The following is an 18883-nucleotide window of genomic DNA, read 5'->3' on the forward strand; positions in this document are numbered from 1 at the left end:
TCATTCCTCCTCAAAAGAAATCTCTGGCAACCGAGCAAGAATATCTTCACGCTTGATCGCCCCTTGGCGTAAGATTTTCACCTTGTCTCCAGACAGATCCAAAATAGTCGAATCCAGTCCAGTTAGAAAAGCGTCGTCCTCCAGACCCAGAACCTCTTGATCAAAATCTTCAAGGATTTGCTGAAAGGTTACTCCACTTGCCTGACCTGAAATATTGGCAGACGGCCCAATCAAGGGACCAGTCTCTCGAATCAAATCCAGCGTAATGGGGTGATTCGGCATCCGAAATCCAACAGTTACAAGACCAGAATTGACCCAATATGGAACTCTGTCGTTTGCTTCTAGGATAATGGTCAAGGGACCTGGTAAAAAAGTCTCTACAAGTTTTTGTAGATAAGCTGGTTGATTCTTTGAAAAGTACAAGATGTCCTCTAGAGAGGCAACATTGAGATTAAGCGCCTTGTCTCTAGGACGACGTTTGAGTTGGTAAACATGGTCGACAGCTTTTTCATCTAAGGCCTTAGCAAAAAGACCGTAAACTGTCTCTGTAGGCAGAACAACAGCTCCACCCTTTTCCAACTCTTGCCTAATCCTGTCCATCATCAGCTACAACCATCCTATCTTGACCAAATTGGTCCTTGAGTGTTCGTACTCGTTTTTCAGGAAGATGTTTCCTAAAAAGCGCAGGAACACTTTGACCTTGCTTGTATCCAATTTCAAGGTAAATCTTACCACCATCTGTGAGATAGTCTTTTGCATCTTCCGCAATTCTGCGGTAAATAGCTAGGCCATCCTCATCTGCAAAGAGAGCTAGATGAGGCTCTGAATGCAAAACATTCAAACCGACCTCTGACTCATCTTCACGAGAGATATAGGGTGGATTGGATACAATTATATCATATTTTTCAGAAATTTCTGCAAAACAATCAGATTTTTTAAAAAATATCTGGAAATTCTGAACTTTAGCGTTTTCAGTTGCCAAATCTAGTGCATCCTGTGAAATATCAACTGCTGTCACTGACCAGTCTGGACGATTCTTTGCTAAAGCAAGGGCGATGGCACCACTTCCCGTGCCGATATCCAAGACCTTAAGATTTTCATCAGAATTTTCAGCCAGGATGAGCTCAACCAACTCCTCTGTCTCTGGACGAGGAATCAAAACCCGCTCATCTACTTTTAACTGCATTCCAAAAAATTCAGCATGACCGATAATATACTGGGCCGGTGTGTGGGCTGCTAACTGCTGGTAAATTTCTTCTATAAATAATTCTTCCTCTTTGGTTACTTCTTGCTGGAGGGCAAAGACGAAATCTGTAAAAGATAGATTTTTTAGGTTACGATAGACAAAAGAGAGGCTTTCTGCTTCCTCTCCTTGTCTTATCAACTCTTCTTCAAAATCTGAAAATAATTGAGCTAATTTCATTATTTGTTTAATTCTTCTAATTTTTGTGTTTGGTCATAGAGCACCAAGGCATCTACAACTTCATCCAATTTACCAGACAAAATGGTATCTAGTTTTTGGAGAGTCAAGCCGATACGGTGGTCTGTGACACGGTTTTGTGGGAAATTGTAAGTACGGATACGTTCTGAACGGTCACCAGTACCGATAGTAGACTTACGCTCAGCGTCTTGTTCATCCTGAGCAATCTGCGCAAAATGGTCAGCAACACGCGCGCGGATGATCTTCATGGCCTTCTCACGGTTTTTCTGCTGGGTACGTTCTTCCTGCATCTCAACCTTGATATTGGTCGGCAAGTGAACGATACGAACGGCAGTCGCAACCTTATTGACGTTCTGTCCACCAGCACCAGAGGCATGGTAGATGTCCACACGAAGGTCTTTTGGATCAATATCGTATTCTACTTCTTCGATTTCTGGCATGACAAGAACTGTGGCTGTCGAAGTATGAACACGACCCTGACTTTCTGTCACAGGGACACGTTGCACACGATGGGCACCAGACTCATACTTAAGCTTAGAGTAAACGGATTGACCAGAGACCATAGCAACCACTTCTTTGAAACCACCAACACCATTCATTGAGGCTTCCATGACTTCAAAGCGCCAGCCTTGGGCTTCCGCATACTTTTGGTACATAGTTAGAAGGTCTCCGGCGAAAAGTGCCGCTTCGTCTCCACCAGCTGCTCCACGGATTTCAAGGATGATGTTCTTGTCATCGTTTGGATCCTTTGGAAGGAGCAAGATTTTCAGTTTTTCTTCATACTCTTCTTTTTCAGACTTGGCATCTTTGAGTTCTTGCTTGGCCATTTCTTCCAAGTCCGCATCTCCGCCAGACTCTTTAATCATTTCCTCAGCATCAATGATATTCTGAAGGACCTGTTTGTATTCACGGTAGGCTGTTACCGTGTCACGAGTAGAAGCCTCTTCTTTCGAAAGCTCCATGAAACGCTTGGTGTCTGAAACGATATCAGGGTCACTGAGCAATTCTCCTAATTCTTCATAACGGTCTTCTACAGCTTGTAGTTGATCATAGATGTTCATTTTTTCTCCTTATTTCTCAATTGTTAAATCATAGATTGCTACTACTTCGTTCTCGGATATTTCTCCAGTTTCTTTAAATCCATAACTGAGGTAACAAGATCTTGCATGTTCATTTTCTGGTTCATAAGACAACCAAAATTTATTACCTAAACCTGCTGGCGCTGTCCGAACATAGTCTAGCACTTTATCCATAATTGGTTTAAAATATCCTTGATTTTGAAAATTCTTATCAATCATAAAACGAAATAGTAAATAATTTCCACTACTAATTCCGATCTTTTTATCATAAGCTATCATCACAAAACCTATAATTGCATCATTATCATAAACTGCCAATGGAGCTACAAAATCTCCACTTTTAGTGTAGACATATGCTTCAGCTAAACTAATTGCGTTGGTTGCAATGAATTGTTTTTGATATTCCTTGACATCCAAATTCAAAACATCAAAATAATTTTCCATTGTAACATCTCTTAGTTCAATTGTCATAGTTGTGCTCCTTGTTAGATGTTATCATTGGCGCAAAATAATGTTTACGGCAAACCGAGATATAGGTTTCATTACCACCAATCTGAATTTGTTCTCCCTCATAGGTAGGCTTTCCGTCTAGGGTTCTGAGTACCATAGTCGCCTTTTTCTTACAATACTGGCAAATGGTCTTGATTTCGTCAATCTTGTCTGCTAAAAGCAAGAGATATTTGGAACCTTCAAACAATTCATTACGAAAGTCATTTTTCAAACCAAATGCCATGACGGGTATGTCTAACTCATCGACAACACGAGCTAGGTCGTAAACATGGTGACGTTTGAGAAACTGGGCTTCATCGACCAAAACACAGTATGGTTTCTCAGGTAAATCTCGGATAAATCCAAAGATATCCGTTGTCTCCTCAATCGCAAGGGCAGGGCGTTTCATGCCGATCCGACTAGATACATAACCAACACCATCACGTGTATCCAGAGCAGAGGTCATGATGACAACACCTTTTCCTTGCTCTTCGTAGTTATAGGCTACCTTGAGAATCTCAATCGTCTTACCAGAGTTCATGGTCCCATAACGATAATACAACTGTGCCATGCTTCTATTTCACGTCCATTTCTAAATTTTTGCTACATTCTAGTATATCATAATTTTCTGAAGCTTTAAACGGCAAAATGTGGTAAAATAGAAGAAATCAAAAACTAGTGGAGGAAGCTATTATGCCATTTGTACGCATCGATTTATTTGAAGGTCGCACGCTCGAGCAAAAGAAAGCTCTTGCTAAGGAAGTAACAGAAGCTGTTGTTCGTAACACTGGAGCCCCTCAGTCTGCTGTCCATGTCATTATCAATGACATGCCTGAAGGAACCTACTTTCCTCAAGGTGAAATGCGCACCAAATAAACTAGCTTAAGCAATTTCGCTTAGGCTTTTTCAATCTCCAAGTAGCATCCATTGAAGAAATGGTTTAAATTTGTTACAATTTGAAAAGAGCCTTGGAGGAATGTCCAAGAAAAGTGTTATTAAAGGAAGAAGTATGATTACACGTGAATTTGATACCATTGCTGCTATCTCCACACCTCTTGGAGAAGGGGCTATTGGGATTGTCCGCCTGAGTGGAACTGACAGTTTTGCCATTGCGCAAAAGATTTTTAAAGGAAAAGACTTAAGCAAGGTTGCTAGCCATACTCTCAACTACGGACACATCGTCGATCCTCAAACTGGTAAGGTCATGGACGAGGTTATGGTTGGGGCCATGAAGTCTCCAAAGACCTTCACTCGTGAGGACATTATCGAGATCAACACCCATGGTGGGATTGCAGTGACCAATGAAATTCTCCAGTTAGCTATCCGTGAAGGAGCTCGGTTGGCAGAACCCGGTGAATTTACCAAGCGCGCCTTTCTAAACGGTCGTGTGGACTTGACACAGGCTGAGGCGGTGATGGACATCATCCGTGCCAAGACTGACAAGGCTATGAACATTGCGGTTAAGCAATTGGACGGTTCTCTTTCTGATCTCATTAACAATACTCGGCAAGAAATCCTCAATACGCTTGCCCAAGTTGAGGTCAATATTGACTATCCTGAGTATGACGATGTTGAGGAAGCCACTACTGCCGTTGTCCGTGAGAAAACTAAGGAATTTGAACAACTCTTGACCAACCTCCTTAGAACAGCTCGTCGCGGTAAAATCCTTCGTGAGGGTATTTCAACAGCTATCATCGGCCGTCCCAACGTTGGAAAATCCAGCCTTCTAAACAATCTCTTGCGTGAAGATAAGGCTATCGTGACTGATATCGCTGGTACTACACGAGATGTCATCGAAGAATACGTCAACATCAATGGTGTTCCTCTCAAATTGATTGATACAGCTGGAATTCGTGAAACAGATGATATCGTGGAGCAAATCGGTGTTGAGCGTTCGAAAAAAGCCCTCAAGGAAGCTGACTTGGTTCTACTGGTTCTAAATGCCAGTGAACCACTAACCGCCCAAGACCGCCAACTCCTAGAAATCAGTCAGGATACTAATCGCATTATTCTACTCAATAAAACTGACCTGCCTGAAGCGATTGAAACTTCCGAACTTCCAGAAGATGTCATTCGTATCTCAGTTCTTAAAAATCAAAACATTGATAAGATTGAAGAACGCATTAACAACCTCTTCTTTGAAAATGCAGGCTTGGTCGAGCAAGATGCTACTTACCTGTCCAACGCCCGTCATATTTCCTTGATTGAGAAGGCTGTTGAAAGCTTGCAAGCAGTTAATGAAGGACTAGAACTTGGGATGCCAGTCGACCTTCTCCAAGTTGACTTGACCCGTACTTGGGAGATCCTTGGAGAAATCACAGGTGATGCTGCTCCCGATGAACTCATTACCCAACTCTTTAGCCAATTCTGTTTAGGAAAATAAGAAATCCATGATCGTTCTTGCGGTCATGGATTTTATTGTCTTTATTAGTAATCTGGTCTTAAGACACCTGTTACAGTTGCCTTTGTTGCCTCATAGTCGCCGTCAATAACGACCTTGATAATACGTTTTGCGTCTTCTTCTGGCGCTGGGACTAATGGCAAACGAGTTGGTCCAGCTTCAAATCCCATGTAATTCAAAACGGCCTTGACAGGTGCAGGGCTTGGATAAGAGAAGAGCGCATTGACCTTAGGAATGAATTTTCGTTGAATAGCTGCAGCTTTCTTCATATCGCTTTCTGCAATTGCAGTGAACATCTCATGCATCTCATCCCCATTTGTATGAGAGGCAACAGAAATAACCCCATCTGCACCGAGATTCATAGCATGGAAGGCATCCCCATCTTCACCTGTATAAATCAAAAACTCTTCTGGCTTGTGCTCAATCAAGTAAGCCATATTTGCCAAGCTGGTACATTCTTTAACACCGATAATATTAGGATGGTCAGCCAAGCGAAGCATGGTATCAGGAGTCAACTCAACAACCACACGGCCTGGAATGTTATAAATGATAATAGGCAAATCTGATGCATCCGCAATCGCCTTAAAATGCTGATACATCCCTTCTTGAGAAGGTTTATTGTAGTATGGGACGATAGCAAGGCCAGCTGCAAACCCTCCAAATTCTGCGACTTCTTTGACAAACTCGATAGAGTCACGTGTGTCATTGGTCCCTACACCCGCAATCAAAGGAACACGTCCATTGACAACCTTTTGCACAGCCGCAAAGAGTTCCAACTCTTCATCATGAGTCAAGGTAGGACTCTCAGCGGTAGTTCCAGCTAACAGAATACCGTCTGTATGATGGGCCAACAAATGCTCAATCAAGGCTGGAATGGCATCAAAGTTGATGGAACCATCCTCATGGAAAGGGGTAATAAAGGCTGTGATGATTTTACACTCTTTTAAATCTTGATAAGACATGAGAAACACCTCTCTATTTCAAAGAAGGAGTTCATCTGAACTCCTAAACGATATGACTATTTTAATTCAAATTTCAACTCAGCTGTTGGACGAACCAATCCACGTTCGTGAAGTGTTTCTGCGATCTGAACTGAGTTCCAAGCAGCACCTTTGAGAAGGTTATCTGAAACAACCCACATGTGGATTCCTTTTTCAGCATCCAAGTCTTTACGGATACGACCAACAAAAGTATCACGTGAACCAACAGCGTTGATAGCTTGCGGATAGATTTGATGCGCTACATCATCTTCGAGAACTGCACCTGGAAAGGCTGAAATAGCTGCTTTCACTTCTTCGATTGGAGCCACTTCTTTTGTTTCGATATAAACTGACTCAGAGTGAGCTGACAAGACTGGAATACGTACACAGGTTGCAGATACTGCAATGCTGTCATCTTCCATGATTTTCTTCGTTTCCTTGGTCATCTTCATCTCTTCGTATGTGTAATCATTGTCAGTGAAGACATCGATTTGTGGAAGAGCGTTAAAGGCGATAGGATAGTGTTTCTTGTCACCGCCTGAAGGCAAGATTTCGGCATGTAAATCACGTGGGTTCACACCGTCATTCAAGACTTCACGAAGTTCACGTTGTGTTTCAAGAATCGCTCCCATACCAGCACCTGAAACGGCTTGGTAAGTTGAAACGATGATACGATCCAAGCCCCATTTTTGACGAACTGGCTCAAGCGCTACCATCATTTGGATTGTTGAACAGTTAGGACAGGCAATGATTCCGTTGTGGGCATCAAGTGCATGAGCATTGACCTCTGGGACAACCAATGGTACGTCTGGATTTTGACGGAAGTAGGATGTGTTATCAACTACTACCGCTCCAGCTTGAACTGCGTATGGTGCATACTTAGCTGATGTCGAACCACCTGCTGAGAAGAGTGCAATATCAACACCCTCAAAAGCTGTCTCAGTCGTTTCTTCAATCGTAATATCTTGGTCTTTAAATTTCAAAGTCTTGCCTGCTGAACGTGCAGAAGCAAGGTAACGAATTTTATCGATTGGAAGTGTTGATTCTTCCAACATTTTTATCATCTGAGCTCCGACAGCACCTGTCGCGCCGACTACAGCAACTGTATATCCCATAACTAACCTCTTTCGGAATTTTCTAAAAATTTCTATAATAGGAATATTATACTACTTTTTCAATGAATTGCAAAGTATTTTGAGGCTATATTTTCTGAAAATTAAAAATCCCTAGTCATTGACCAGGGACTAAGAGGCATCTTCATGTGATGAGCAGGTTCACACAACTCATCAAGGTCCGCTCCTGCGTTATGACCTCCTTATGCTCAATAGTAGTCCGAAGACTACCTATCGACTCATCGCAACTACTATTCTACTAGATAGAGTCACTTTTGTCAACAGCCAAAATGCTTTAACTTCATTTATACAGGTAGATAAGAATAACCTTGGTCTCCCAAGGTTATTTCGTTTCTATCATGCTAATTGCCGGGATTGAACCGGCGACCTCATCCTTACCATGGATGCGCTCTGCCAACTGAGCTAAATCAGCCTACCTAAAAAGTATACTATAGTTCTATGCTCTTGTCAAGCGCTCTCTTTTAATTTTATGGAATGAAAAAAGCTAGATTTAGCAAGAATCTAGCTTATAAACTTCTTATTTTGTAAGATCGATTCGCTGTCCCAGTTTATTGATCAAAATCGCACCTACGATAAGTGATGCAAACTCTCCAATTCCTGTAGAGAACCATGTGAAGAAGAACGGAGCTTCTGCAACGATATGAAGTTCTGATGCAATGGTAATCATTGAAATGGAGAACAGGATTGAAAAGAAGAAATGATCTTTTCGAATCAAACCATTGAACAGATAGTCTTTCTTGTACTTGCTAAATAGCCATACACCTAGACTAAGGAAAACTAGGGTAGAGCCCCCGCCGACAAAGACATCTATTAGACCAAAGCTAAAGAAATTAGCAATCATACAACCAATCGTCACACCGATGATATATTTGGGATTGTAAAAGGCCAAGAAATTCATCATCTCAGAAATACGGAACTGGTAGGCACCGTAGCTAATGGCATTAAGGGGTGGGGTGATGGTCAAAACCACATAGATAGCAGCAACGATAGCAATATCTGCCATGTCACGAACAGTTAAATTTTTCATGTTTTCTCCTTTGACGGTTTCCCGCGTACAATATGCTTGGTGAAAGAAGCTAAGCACCAAGGGTTGATTGAATCAACCTTACCAGTATAGCACAATAGCCAGCTTTATGCTATACTAAAATCATGAAAAAACTAATAAAAGCTTTCTTTGATAACGAAATCCTATCCTACTTATTTTTCGGTGGTGCTACTACGCTAGTATCTATCCTATCACGTTTATTTATCTACCATATCAGTCACCAGGAAATTCTAGCAACCGCACTCGCAAATATTATCGCTATTCTCTTTGCTTTTATCACAAATGACACCATCGTCTTTAAACAAGAGAGAAGGAATTGGCCAATTCGCCTGGCTAAGTTTTTCTTAGCTCGTCTCTCAACACTTGGACTTGACGTTCTTTTAACTTATATCTTCGTTACATCTTATCCCAATATTATCGGACAATTTGTCAACGATCAACTAGATCAGGTTAATGCCATCGAAACGCTAATTGCGCAGGTTTTGATTATCTTTCTTAATTATATTTTTAGTAAAGTATACGTTTTTTATAAATGAAATGGATGTCATTAAGCATTAAGGTTGCAATATTTAGGTATTTCAGGTACAATTAAGATTAGTTCTTGAAAGGAAATTATGAAAATGTTAAAAGATCTTAAAGAATTTTTGCTTCGTGGCAATGTCGTTGACCTTGCTGTCGGTGTAATCATCGCCTCTGCTTTCGGTGCTATCGTTACTTCATTTGTTAATGATATCATCACTCCACTCCTATTGAACCCAGCCTTGGAAGCTGCGAAAGTACAAAACATCGCTGAGCTTGCATGGAATGGTGTTACATATGGTAAATTCTTGAGTGCTATTATCAACTTCCTTGTTGTAGGTACTGTTCTCTTCTTCGTTATTAAAGCTATGGAAAAAGCTCAAAGCCTTACTAAAAAAGAAGAAGCTGCTGAGGAAGCTCCAGCTGGTCCAACTGAGTTGGAAGTACTTCAAGAAATCAAAGCTCTTCTTGAGAAAAAATAAGACAGATAAAGGATCTAGCTTAAAGCTAAATCCTTTTTTCTTTACTCTTTTGGTAGCTTACCAGCCTTTTCGAGCATTTTCTTAATCAAGTAAGGCATCTTCACATTTTCACGACCTTTTTTCTCAATCAGTTTTTTCACAAACTCTGGCATCTGAAGGTCATCTGTCTCCTCCATGATGTCCTTTGTAGTTGCTGAAGGTGCTAACTCATCAAAGGTTTCTTCTTCTGGGAGAAATTCCTTAAATTCTTTATGTTCATTGGCTCTTACAGTATCAACTAAAGCATCAATCAAACGAGAATCTGTGTTTGGCATAGGTGGTCGATGGTAGGTTACACCTAATTCTTGACATAATTCATAACATTCTACATCGTTATCAAAAAGAACTTCGATATGCTCACTGATAAAACTAATTGGTACAAAAATATAATGCTCTGGATGTTGTTTCTGTTCTTTCAGATACTCGAGTACATCTGGCTTAATCCAAGGGATTCCAATATCACTCTCGCTCTGCCAAGTATTGGTATACTGATCTGCGGTTAGACTGAGTTGCTCTGCTATCAACTTGCTATTATCGAAAATCTGATCGATATATGGATCTCCAAAGTCCAAGGCAAAAATTGGAACACTATGGGCTGAGAAGAGCACCTTAAAGGACTCCCCTCCCACTTCGTCTCTCAAGATTTTACCAACCTCATCTGTCCAAAAGTTCAGCAAAGACTGTTGCTGATACCAGTCCTTAATGACTAAAAATCGGATCTGCTGGCTTTCCAGAAACTTCTCATACCCCATGACTGAGTAAAAGGAATAATGAGGTTCTAAAATCAAGCAAATACATTCTTCAACACCATCAGCCTCCATCTGCTTGATCACATCAGGGATAAAAGGCCGAGAAAATTTGTTGGCAAAGTAGATGCCATACTCTTCTCCTAAACGTTCCTTGACTAAATTGACCTCCTCACGTGTAATCCTCTGCAGGGGCGTACCACCTATACGAAGATAATTGTCATAAAGAGTCTGAATCTCGTGATCCTGGGGTCTGATTCCACGACGAATATTGGTAAAAAAATCCGCTACACTCTCAAAGGTGATCTCTTCTGGCGAACCAAATGTCATCATTAAAATCGCTTTTTTCATTGATATGTCCTTGTGATATTTTTTTCAATTACTATTCTACCATGAAATATATAATAAATAAACGCTTTCATTCATTTTATTTTTATTTACTTCTCTTTGTCTTTCTCTCCATTCTATGATACAATGAAAAAAATGATATTAAAGGAGTTTTTATGACTTATCCCAACCTTTTAGATCGTTTCTTGACCTACGTTAAGGTCAATACGCGTTCTGATGAACACTCTACTACTACTCCAAGTACGCAAAGCCAGGTAGATTTTGCGACCACTGTTCTTATTCCTGAGATGAAACATGTTGGCCTGCAAAATGTTTACTACCTACCAAATGGTTTTGCTATTGGTACCTTACCAGCTAATGATCCGAGCTTGACACGCAAGATTGGGTTTATCTCCCACATGGATACTGCTGACTTTAATGCTGAGGGCGTTAATCCGCAAGTCATCGAAAACTACGATGGAGGAGCTATCGACTTGGGTGATTCTGGATTTAAACTCGATCCAACTGATTTCAAGAGCCTTGAGAAATATCCAGGACAAACCCTTATCACAACTGATGGCACAACCTTGTTGGGTGCTGATGACAAGTCAGGGATTGCTGAGATTATGACTGCTATTGAATATCTGACTGCTCATCCCGAAATCAAACACTGTGAGATTCGTGTTGGTTTTGGACCAGATGAAGAAATTGGTGTTGGAGCTAATAAGTTTGATGCAGAAGATTTTGACGTTGACTTTGCCTATACTGTTGATGGTGGACCACTAGGGGAGCTTCAATACGAGACTTTCTCAGCAGCTGCTGCTGAACTTCATTTCCAAGGGCGCAACGTTCACCCTGGTACTGCTAAAGGCCAGATGGTCAATGCCCTTCAGCTAGCAATTGATTTTCATAATCAACTTCCAGAGAATGACCGACCTGAACTAACAGATGGTTACCAAGGTTTCTATCATCTTATGGATGTGTCAGGTAGTGTCGAGGAGGCGCGTGCAAGCTACATCATCCGTGACTTTGAAAAAGATGCATTTGAAGCGCGTAAAGCAGCTATGCAGTCTATCGCTGATAAGATGAATCAAGAGCTTGGGAATGATCGCGTTACCTTGACTCTGACAGACCAGTACTACAATATGAAAGAAGTCATTGAGAAAGATATGACGCCCGTTACCATTGCTAAAGCTGTTATGGAAGATTTAGGTATCACACCTATTATCGAACCAATTCGTGGTGGAACAGATGGCTCTAAGATTTCCTTTATGGGAATTCCAACTCCCAATATCTTTGCAGGTGGTGAAAACATGCATGGACGTTTTGAATACGTCAGCCTTCAGACTATGGAGCGTGCGGTGGATACCATCATTGGTATTGTAGCTTATAAAGACTAAAAAAGACGAGGTAGCTCAGCTACTTCGCCTTTCTTTTTATTCATTTTATTGAGCACTTAGCTCAGATTCACTTTGCGCTTGCTTTTCTGTTGGTTGAGAAGCAACTGTTTCACTGTCTTTCTCAGACTTAGATTGGCTATCAGTTTCACTTGCTTTTGAACGGAGTTCCTGGTTCAATCTAATGATTTCTTTAGCTAGAGTGAGGAGACCTTCTTTATCACTGCTTTTGGCTGCAAGTTGATCAAATAGGGCATCAACACGTTCAAAGTCAGCATCGGATCCTTTGTTATCCTCTAAGTACTTGTGAAGAGAGAGCAAGACATTATAGAGTTTTTGGTAGATGATCACAGTTTGTGGATCTTTTTCTGCTTCTTTTTCCTCTCGTTGGATAGTCGCTGCAATACGATTTAAAAGATCCTCAAGTTGTGTTTTAGCTTCGTCAAGGTCTGCATTTTCCTTTTTAGTAGCCGCTTTGATATTAGCAGCTTCTTCAGCTAGGGATTGTTTGACACCATCTTCTTTGACACGCGCTAGGAGTTGGGCAGCTTTTGTTAGAAGAGCATCCACTTCTTCCTTCTTAACATGGCTAACCCGCTCTTCTGGCATAAAATTACCGTAGAGTTCTTTTAGGAATTCATAGATGGCTGTCTTAGCGGTTTGACTATCTACTTTTTCCGTATCTAGAATAGTCTTACCAGCTTTTGTAGAAACGGGTTCTTCTTTGAGAGCTTCTTCTACTTCTAGCTTAGTTTGGTAAATAGTTGGGAATAGCTTGTTCAAGTCGGTTGCTTTGAGGAAAGATTGTGACTGGTAAAGTTCCCATGTCAACTTGGCAACACGGTTCCGAAGTTCTTCTCTCAAACGACCATCAGATACATGTTCATAGAAATACTTGATGTACTCTACTGTTGTAACCCCTGTCCGATCACGGAAATCTTGCAAGGCCTGAAGTTTCGCTTCAATGGCAGCCAACTCTGTCTCATCTTGTGCTAGTTTTGCTTCCTGCAAATGTACCAAAAGATCTTTCTTAGACAAGCCATAAGTGTCCGTATCCAGTGTATTGATCTTATCTACAAGGGCTTGGTACTTCTTATCTAAAGGTGAAGTTTCAACTGGTGCCACACTTTGATCCACATGGATATATTGCTTATCAAAGAGATCCAAGGCTGCTAGATATCCAGCAGTTGAGTTTGTTGCCAGTTTTTTCATATTTTCGGTGAACTGCCCCAAAGCAAGTTCAACACGTCTCTGCATGATTGGCTGGTCTTTGTAGAGACTTCTGCTATCTGCTAAAAGTTGATCCACTTTAGATAGAACAGTTTGTTCATCAAATGCTCCAGGTTGATAGGTCGATTGTAGGGCTGGAATCTTGTTTTTCAAAGCTACTTCATAGCCCTTAGTTTGAACCTTGATGTAGTGATTGTGGTCTCCGTGAGGAATCACAAAACTACCACTTTCTACCTGTAAACTATAAGGAGACACCCCATCACGTAGGGCAGTCGTATAAAGTTCATTTAGGAAATCCAGTTCTGGATTCCCAGTTTGGAGAGGAATACGAACATGTTCTTTTCGAACAGCATAGGGATGGATATGGGTTGGATCATAGGCTTGATCCGGATTTCCAAAGACAAAGAATTCATTTGAAATACGAATCGCTTCGAGCGGAACTCCATAGGTCTGTGAGATATACTTGATTTTTTCTTCATCACTAGCATCTCTTGAGAAACTTTCCACAGTCTTTGCAAGTGGTTGAACAGGCTCAGACTGATGATTTTCTTTCAAGTGGTTTTGGGCAGCTTTGATTTGAGCTGCAGTCAAGTCCTTCTTAAAGAAATAATGAGCGTGGTCTCCGTGAGATACTACGAAACCTTGCTCATCCTCACTGATGACACGGTCAGCTGCAAAACCATGATCATGTTCTTCGCCGTGATGGTGGTCATGCTCCTCTCCATCATGGTCATGGTCTTCATGGTTGGTATCCTGACTTCCATGGTCACCGTCTTGGCCATGATGATCTTGTTGAGCTGGATGCTCTGCTGGTTTACTTGGATTTTCCAAAGGAGCTGGCTTCCCACTGTCGGTAGATAAAGGAATCATTCGCGCAATCTTTTCTTCCAAGGCAGAAAGCTTTGTATATGGGATGAAATGATAGTGATTTCCATGAGGAATCGCTACGCCACTTGGCGTTCTACTTGAAATCTTAGCAGGGTCAAAAATCAAGCCATCTGATTCTGCATAACGTTGGTTGTTTGGAAGAGCATAGAGTTGTTTTAATAAATTCTGAAGGCTCTCTTCTGGATTGCTTGGTGTTTTAGATTGTTGACTAGTATTAGTGGTTTGACTGGTTCCATTTTGGCTTGGACGATAGTCAGTCACACTCGGTTGTTTTCTAGTTCCAGAGAGGTAAGCTTGAGCAGCTGCTAATTCGCTAGCAGACAAGGAACTCTTAGGAATGTAGTGATAATGTCCACCATGAGGGACAATATAAGCATCACCAGTATCCTCTATAATATCAGATGGATTAAAGATGTACCCATCATCGGTGGTATAGCGACCTTGAGATTGAGCAAGTGCCACTGCACTGTTAGAAGTTGGCGCATCGTGAGTATGACCTTGTTTTTGACGCTCAATTTCGTCCTTCGTACGAATATTATCAGCATGAGCCGCATCTTTAAGGTAGACATAATACTTGCCATCCACCTTGATAATATAACCACCTTTGATTTCGTTGACAATGTCAGCGTCTTTCAGTTGATAATTAGCATCTTTCATCAAAAGCTCTTCGCTGAAAATCGCGTCAAAAGGAACTTTACCATTGTAATAATGGAAATGATCACCGTGTGAAGTTACATAACCTTGATCGGTAATTTTCACAACAATTTGTTCTGCCTGAATATCTTCTTTTTTGCTAACTTGATCTGGTGTTTGGGTCTCTGTTTTTTGAGAGTCTTGCTTCCCATCAATGTAAGACACACGGTTATTATCTTTGTTTCCTTCTACCTGATGTTGGTTCAATGCATAGATGCAAAGGCTTAGGGAAAGGACAAGAGCCGATCCTGCTACAAGGTATTTCTTCTTCATTTTCATCATCTCCTCATTTTAATTCTTCTGCAAGAACATTCATATTTTCTTCTAGGTTTTCTAAGTAAGTTTTGTCGTTTTCAGGGTCTGCTTCCAAAGGATTAAGAGTTTTCAGACTGACTCCTGTTGATTTGACCAAGGTTTCAGCAACTTTAGAAGAAGCATTGCTTTCAGTAAAGATGGTTTTGACCTTATAGGTTTTGACAAATTCTTGGATTTCTGTCAACTGTCTCGGACTTGGCTCTTGTTCAGGGGAAATTCCTGCTATACCGAGTTGTTTCAAACCAAAGCGTTTAGCGAGGTAAGAAAAGGCTGTGTGTTGCGTAACAAAAGTCTTTTGACTCGCTTTTTCAAAAATAGGCTGGTATTTCTTAGTCAATTCTTGGGCTTTTGCTATAAAGTTTTTAGCATTCTTTTGATACGTTTCCTTATTGGCACTGTCAATCTCCGAAAGTTTGTCCGCAATAATCTGTGCCTCTTCGCCTGCTTTTTCAGGATCTAACCAAGTATGTGGGTCATAGAGTGTTTTTTCATCAATACCGTCACCAGCTTCTACATCTTCCAAACCTGGAACACGCTCCAAAGTCATCCCTTCTGAAGCTTCAAGAACCTTAACTTTTGATTTTTTCAAATTTGGATCCAAACTTCCCGCCCAAGATTCGAGCGTATGAGAGTGGTATACAAAGACATCCGCATCATAAATGGCAGCAATATCATTTGCTGACGGTTCAAAGGAGTGAATCCCACTACTTGACTGAATCATCCGTACATCATTCAAGTCACCTGATACCTCTTTGACCATGGCATAGATTGGGTAAAAACTTGTTACTATCTTCATCCCTTTTGCTTCTTGTTTTTCTTTTTGACCACATGCTCCTAAGACAAGAGCCAACAAACTGGCCATCAATAATAGGATTGTTCTTTTTTTCATCATTACTCCTTAACTAGTATTTAACCATTTAATTAACTAGTAAATAGTTTATCTTTATTTACACTATATGTCAAGATATTTTACATATTTTCATGAAAAAAATGAGAACTAGAACTTACATTCTGTTCTCATTTTCGATTTTAACTTTTCTAGTTCTCCTATCCTGTTTTTAGGAGTTAGAAAATTGTGTTAGGTTTACTTGCTCTCCTTTAACAATGCCAATAGTTTTTCAGCTTCTGCCATAATAGTATTGTTGTCCTGGGAGCCAAATAGCAAGTTATTTTTTAATCCCGCGAGAGTTTCTTTAGCATTGGACTTGATAACGGGGTCTTGGATCTTTTCAAGTAACGCTTCTGCCTCTCTTAACTTCGCTTCAACCTTTTCAGTTTCAACCTGAGGTTCTTCTGCTTCCTCTGGCGATTCTTCTTCTGGCTCCTCAGTTGGTTTTGGAGACTCTGGTTTCTCACTCTGCGGCTTCTCTTCGCGCGGTTTTTCTTCCTCAGGTTTTTCTGTACGAGATTTCTCCACTGATGGTTTTTCCGTATGATTATTATCAGCTTGACCATTTTGGTTTCTTTGAACATGGTCACTTGCATTTCCCCAACCACTATCTGAATGCGGACGTTCGTTTGGATGTTCGACATAGTACTTGACAGTCGCAAAGAGGTCCTCTAGAGTATAGCCCTTAGGAGCCTCATAAAGACCTTCGTCAAACCACTCAAATTTGATGTTATGATAATGGTCATAATGAGGAATAATCAAGCTTCCGTTTTTGACTTCCACAGTATGTTGGAGATTGTAAGGCATACGATCAAGCGGTAACTTCTTAGATGCTTTCACGCGGTTGTAGATAGCTTCTGCTCCTTTAGCCTCCGTATTTCCTGAATCTTGACGGTCTGTGGAAGGAGGGGTCAAACCTTTCTCTTTAGCATAAGCCTGTGCTGCCACTCTTTCGGCTTCAGACAAACTATCTTTCTTAATCCAATGACTATGGGTCATATGTGGAGTTACATAGGCATCCCCCTCATCACTGGTGATATCACGAGGATCAAAGATATAACCGTCTTCTGTTGTGTACTTGCCTGCCAACTTGGCTACTTGAATCTCATCATCAGTGTAGGCAATTTGCGTATTTGGTTTTCCTAAACGTTCTGGATGACGAATCGGTGCTAGGAAGGCGAGGATATCATCCACTAACTTGACTTTATCGCTTGAGGCATCATTGAGACGTTCCAAGAGTTTATCCAAAGCCTCAAAATCAGCTTGGCGACCTTTATTATCAAGTAGGTCTTGATGAATTCTTGCTAGCAAGTCATAAGCCTTATTGTAAAATTCTCGATCACCAGATGGGAGGTTGGTTTTCTTAGGACCTAGCTCATGAGAATAACTTTCCTGCTTGGTTAGTTTACTATCAATGGCTGCTGCTGTTTCTGCGGAAAGTTCCTTGGCTGGGATATAACGAGAAACTCCATTCTCCTCAAACACATAGCCATCAGCTACTTTTCGAATCGCCTGTTTGACTAATTTCTCATCAATTGGATTGCTTGGAGCTGGTTGAGAATTTGGTGCAGGTTGCGGGCTTGGACTAGGTTCCGGAGTCGGTTGTGGACTTGGTTGTTCTGGTCTTGAATCCGGCACCCAATGGTTCGAACTGTAACGAAGTGGAATGATGCGAGCGATTCGCTCTTCTAACTCAGACATTTGTTCATAAGGGATAAAGTGGTAATGGTTACCATGAGGGACAGCTACACCTCTGGCTGTACGACTTGTGATTTGCGCTGGATCAAAGACAAGTCCATCTGATTCCACGTGTCGTTGGCTCAAAGGCAGTTTGTAGAGCTGTCTCAAAAGACTATCAATGTCATCACTTTGACTTGCTTGACTGTTAGTGTTACTGTTGTTGCTTGTGTTAGTATTGGTAGTTCCCTGATTGCTTACAGAAGGAACCCAGTTAGTTCTTGGGCTGCTATCGCTATTTTGTCGGCGATAGGTTCTTGAACTTGACAAACTTCCCCGACCAGATAGGAAGGCTTCTGCAGCAGCCAATTCGCTAGCTGATAACTCATTCTTAGGAATATAATGGTAATGATCACCATGAGGAACGATATAAGCATCGCCAGTATCCTCAATGATATCAGATGCATTAAATATGTAACCATCATCTGTGGTATAACGTCCTTGCGAACGTGCCAGAGCTACAGCACCATCGTTTCTTGGAGTCCCACCTTCACGATGCTGACTATGCTCTTGTTTTTGTCGATTGATTTCCTCTTTTGTACGGACATTATCAGCATGGGCAGCATCCTTAAGGTAAACATAGTATTTTCCATCTACCTTAATAACATAACCACCCTTGACCTCATTAACAATATCCTCATCTTTTAGCCTATAGTTTGGATCCTTCATGAGTAATTCTTCACTAAAAATCGCATCATAAGGAACCTTACCATTATAATAATGATAGTGGTCGCCATGTGAAGTGACATAGCCTTGGTCTGTTATCTTGATGACGATTTGCTCTGCATTAATTCCTTCACGTTTGCTAACCTCATCAGGAGTCAGATTTTCCGTTTTTTGCGTTGCTTGTTTTCCATCTATATAGGAAACACGATTATTTTCCTTGACCGTTCTGGCTTGATAAAGTCCCAACTCGTATGAACAAACACTTAAAATCAAGGCTGCCGCAGAACCTGCTAGGTATTTTTTATTAATTTTCATCGAAGCTCTCTTTCTTTTTGATATTTCTAGTCGCAATTCATTTCTAAATTGCAGAAACTCCTCTCTAATAGT

The 18883-nt window shown here is 41.0% G+C and carries 17 protein-coding genes, 1 tRNA gene and 1 riboswitch; of the genes, 5 read left to right on the forward strand and 13 right to left on the reverse strand.

Annotation, left to right across the window (positions count from 1 at the left end; translation table 11 throughout):
• From BLS46_RS02405 to BLS46_RS02425, 5 genes are read right to left on the reverse strand one after another with little or no spacing between them, the layout of a single operon-like run.
• Positions 1-603 carry an L-threonylcarbamoyladenylate synthase gene (locus BLS46_RS02405; RefSeq protein WP_180364035.1) on the reverse strand — a complete coding sequence of 201 codons (603 nt, stop codon included), beginning with the start codon at positions 601-603 and terminating at the stop codon, positions 1-3.
• Complete coding sequence (gene prmC / locus BLS46_RS02410) at positions 587-1423, reverse strand: peptide chain release factor N(5)-glutamine methyltransferase (RefSeq protein WP_093585448.1); 837 nt, start codon at positions 1421-1423, stop codon at positions 587-589. The genes BLS46_RS02405 and prmC overlap by 17 nt, the downstream gene beginning before the upstream one ends.
• Complete coding sequence (prfA, locus tag BLS46_RS02415) at positions 1423-2502, reverse strand: peptide chain release factor 1 (protein WP_093585450.1); 1080 nt, start codon at positions 2500-2502, stop codon at positions 1423-1425. The genes prmC and prfA overlap by 1 nt, the downstream gene beginning before the upstream one ends.
• Positions 2503-2511: 9 nt before the next feature.
• A complete protein-coding gene (locus BLS46_RS02420; protein ID WP_093585452.1) occupies positions 2512-2991 on the reverse strand; it encodes a GNAT family N-acetyltransferase in 480 nt (159 codons plus the stop codon).
• Entirely contained in the window at positions 2981-3580 is a 600-nt protein-coding gene (locus BLS46_RS02425; RefSeq protein WP_093585454.1) for a thymidine kinase, read from the reverse strand. The genes BLS46_RS02420 and BLS46_RS02425 overlap by 11 nt, the downstream gene beginning before the upstream one ends.
• Before the next feature lie 122 nt (positions 3581-3702).
• Here BLS46_RS02425 and BLS46_RS02430 point away from each other — a divergent pair, with 122 nt between their 5' ends.
• Both BLS46_RS02430 and mnmE read left to right on the forward strand, forming a co-directional pair.
• Positions 3703-3885: a 4-oxalocrotonate tautomerase gene (locus BLS46_RS02430; RefSeq protein WP_001117401.1), complete on the forward strand. Its 183-nt coding sequence runs from the start codon at positions 3703-3705 to the stop codon at positions 3883-3885.
• A gap of 133 nt (positions 3886-4018) precedes the next feature.
• Entirely contained in the window at positions 4019-5392 is a 1374-nt protein-coding gene (gene mnmE / locus BLS46_RS02435; protein ID WP_093585456.1) for a tRNA uridine-5-carboxymethylaminomethyl(34) synthesis GTPase MnmE, read from the forward strand.
• Between the two features lie 44 nt (positions 5393-5436).
• Here mnmE and dapA read toward each other — a convergent pair whose 3' ends face one another.
• The 4 genes from dapA to BLS46_RS02455 all read right to left on the reverse strand — a co-directional run bounded on the left by dapA (position 5437) and on the right by BLS46_RS02455 (position 8550).
• Entirely contained in the window at positions 5437-6372 is a 936-nt protein-coding gene (gene dapA, locus BLS46_RS02440; RefSeq protein WP_093585458.1) for a 4-hydroxy-tetrahydrodipicolinate synthase, read from the reverse strand.
• Between the two features lie 56 nt (positions 6373-6428).
• The gene (locus BLS46_RS02445) at positions 6429-7505 is read right to left on the reverse strand and encodes an aspartate-semialdehyde dehydrogenase (RefSeq protein ID WP_093585460.1); all 1077 of its coding nucleotides are present in this window, start codon (positions 7503-7505) and stop codon (positions 6429-6431) included.
• A 357-nt stretch (positions 7506-7862) separates the two neighbouring features.
• Positions 7863-7935: transfer RNA gene (locus tag BLS46_RS02450), tRNA-Thr, on the reverse strand.
• Positions 7936-8040: 105 nt separating this feature from the next.
• Complete coding sequence (locus BLS46_RS02455) at positions 8041-8550, reverse strand: QueT transporter family protein (RefSeq protein WP_093585462.1); 510 nt, start codon at positions 8548-8550, stop codon at positions 8041-8043.
• A riboswitch (PreQ1 riboswitch) is annotated at positions 8548-8644 on the reverse strand. Its footprint overlaps the gene before it by 3 nt.
• 28 nt (positions 8645-8672) lie before the next feature.
• Between BLS46_RS02455 and BLS46_RS02460 the strand changes: the two genes are divergently transcribed.
• Together BLS46_RS02460 and mscL are read left to right on the forward strand one after the other, a co-directional pair.
• Positions 8673-9104, forward strand: a complete 432-nt coding sequence (locus tag BLS46_RS02460) for a GtrA family protein (RefSeq protein ID WP_093585464.1) — start codon at positions 8673-8675, stop codon at positions 9102-9104.
• An 84-nt stretch (positions 9105-9188) separates the two neighbouring features.
• Positions 9189-9569, forward strand: coding sequence for a large conductance mechanosensitive channel protein MscL (gene mscL / locus BLS46_RS02465; RefSeq protein WP_093585466.1), 381 nt, complete (start codon positions 9189-9191; stop codon positions 9567-9569).
• Between the two features lie 41 nt (positions 9570-9610).
• Here mscL and hemH read toward each other — a convergent pair whose 3' ends face one another.
• Entirely contained in the window at positions 9611-10705 is a 1095-nt protein-coding gene (hemH, locus tag BLS46_RS02470; protein WP_093585468.1) for a ferrochelatase, read from the reverse strand.
• Between the two features lie 152 nt (positions 10706-10857).
• On the opposite strand from hemH, the gene pepT reads away from it, so the two are divergent.
• Positions 10858-12081, forward strand: a complete 1224-nt coding sequence (gene pepT, locus BLS46_RS02475) for a peptidase T (RefSeq protein ID WP_093585470.1) — start codon at positions 10858-10860, stop codon at positions 12079-12081.
• A gap of 45 nt (positions 12082-12126) precedes the next feature.
• Here the strand turns inward: pepT and BLS46_RS02480 are convergent, their stop codons facing one another.
• From BLS46_RS02480 to BLS46_RS02490, 3 genes are all read right to left on the reverse strand, one after another.
• Positions 12127-15162, reverse strand: coding sequence for a pneumococcal-type histidine triad protein (locus tag BLS46_RS02480; protein ID WP_093585471.1), 3036 nt, complete (start codon positions 15160-15162; stop codon positions 12127-12129).
• Between the two features lie 13 nt (positions 15163-15175).
• Complete coding sequence (locus tag BLS46_RS02485) at positions 15176-16093, reverse strand: metal ABC transporter solute-binding protein, Zn/Mn family (protein ID WP_093585473.1); 918 nt, start codon at positions 16091-16093, stop codon at positions 15176-15178.
• Positions 16094-16288: 195 nt separating this feature from the next.
• A complete protein-coding gene (locus tag BLS46_RS02490) occupies positions 16289-18811 on the reverse strand; it encodes a pneumococcal-type histidine triad protein (protein WP_093585475.1) in 2523 nt (840 codons plus the stop codon).
• Positions 18812-18883: the final 72 nt, after the last annotated feature.

It is taken from the genome of Streptococcus sp. NLAE-zl-C503 (genome assembly GCF_900104285.1).
GTDB lineage: Bacteria > Bacillota > Bacilli > Lactobacillales > Streptococcaceae > Streptococcus.

Coding starts and splice junctions, on each gene's coding strand:
- BLS46_RS02405 (WP_180364035.1), bottom strand. CDS start 603: ATGATGGACAGGATTAGGCAAGAGTTGGAAAAGGGTGGAGCTGTTGTT.
- mscL (WP_093585466.1), top strand. CDS start 9,189: ATGTTAAAAGATCTTAAAGAATTTTTGCTTCGTGGCAATGTCGTTGAC.
- pepT (WP_093585470.1), top strand. CDS start 10,858: ATGACTTATCCCAACCTTTTAGATCGTTTCTTGACCTACGTTAAGGTC.
- BLS46_RS02490 (WP_093585475.1), bottom strand. CDS start 18,811: ATGAAAATTAATAAAAAATACCTAGCAGGTTCTGCGGCAGCCTTGATT.
- hemH (WP_093585468.1), bottom strand. CDS start 10,705: ATGAAAAAAGCGATTTTAATGATGACATTTGGTTCGCCAGAAGAGATC.
- BLS46_RS02420 (WP_093585452.1), bottom strand. CDS start 2,991: ATGACAATTGAACTAAGAGATGTTACAATGGAAAATTATTTTGATGTT.
- dapA (WP_093585458.1), bottom strand. CDS start 6,372: ATGTCTTATCAAGATTTAAAAGAGTGTAAAATCATCACAGCCTTTATT.
- BLS46_RS02460 (WP_093585464.1), top strand. CDS start 8,673: ATGAAAAAACTAATAAAAGCTTTCTTTGATAACGAAATCCTATCCTAC.
- BLS46_RS02445 (WP_093585460.1), bottom strand. CDS start 7,505: ATGGGATATACAGTTGCTGTAGTCGGCGCGACAGGTGCTGTCGGAGCT.
- BLS46_RS02425 (WP_093585454.1), bottom strand. CDS start 3,580: ATGGCACAGTTGTATTATCGTTATGGGACCATGAACTCTGGTAAGACG.
- prfA (WP_093585450.1), bottom strand. CDS start 2,502: ATGAACATCTATGATCAACTACAAGCTGTAGAAGACCGTTATGAAGAA.
- mnmE (WP_093585456.1), top strand. CDS start 4,019: ATGATTACACGTGAATTTGATACCATTGCTGCTATCTCCACACCTCTT.
- prmC (WP_093585448.1), bottom strand. CDS start 1,423: ATGAAATTAGCTCAATTATTTTCAGATTTTGAAGAAGAGTTGATAAGA.
- BLS46_RS02455 (WP_093585462.1), bottom strand. CDS start 8,550: ATGAAAAATTTAACTGTTCGTGACATGGCAGATATTGCTATCGTTGCT.
- BLS46_RS02480 (WP_093585471.1), bottom strand. CDS start 15,162: ATGAAGAAGAAATACCTTGTAGCAGGATCGGCTCTTGTCCTTTCCCTA.
- BLS46_RS02430 (WP_001117401.1), top strand. CDS start 3,703: ATGCCATTTGTACGCATCGATTTATTTGAAGGTCGCACGCTCGAGCAA.
- BLS46_RS02485 (WP_093585473.1), bottom strand. CDS start 16,093: ATGAAAAAAAGAACAATCCTATTATTGATGGCCAGTTTGTTGGCTCTT.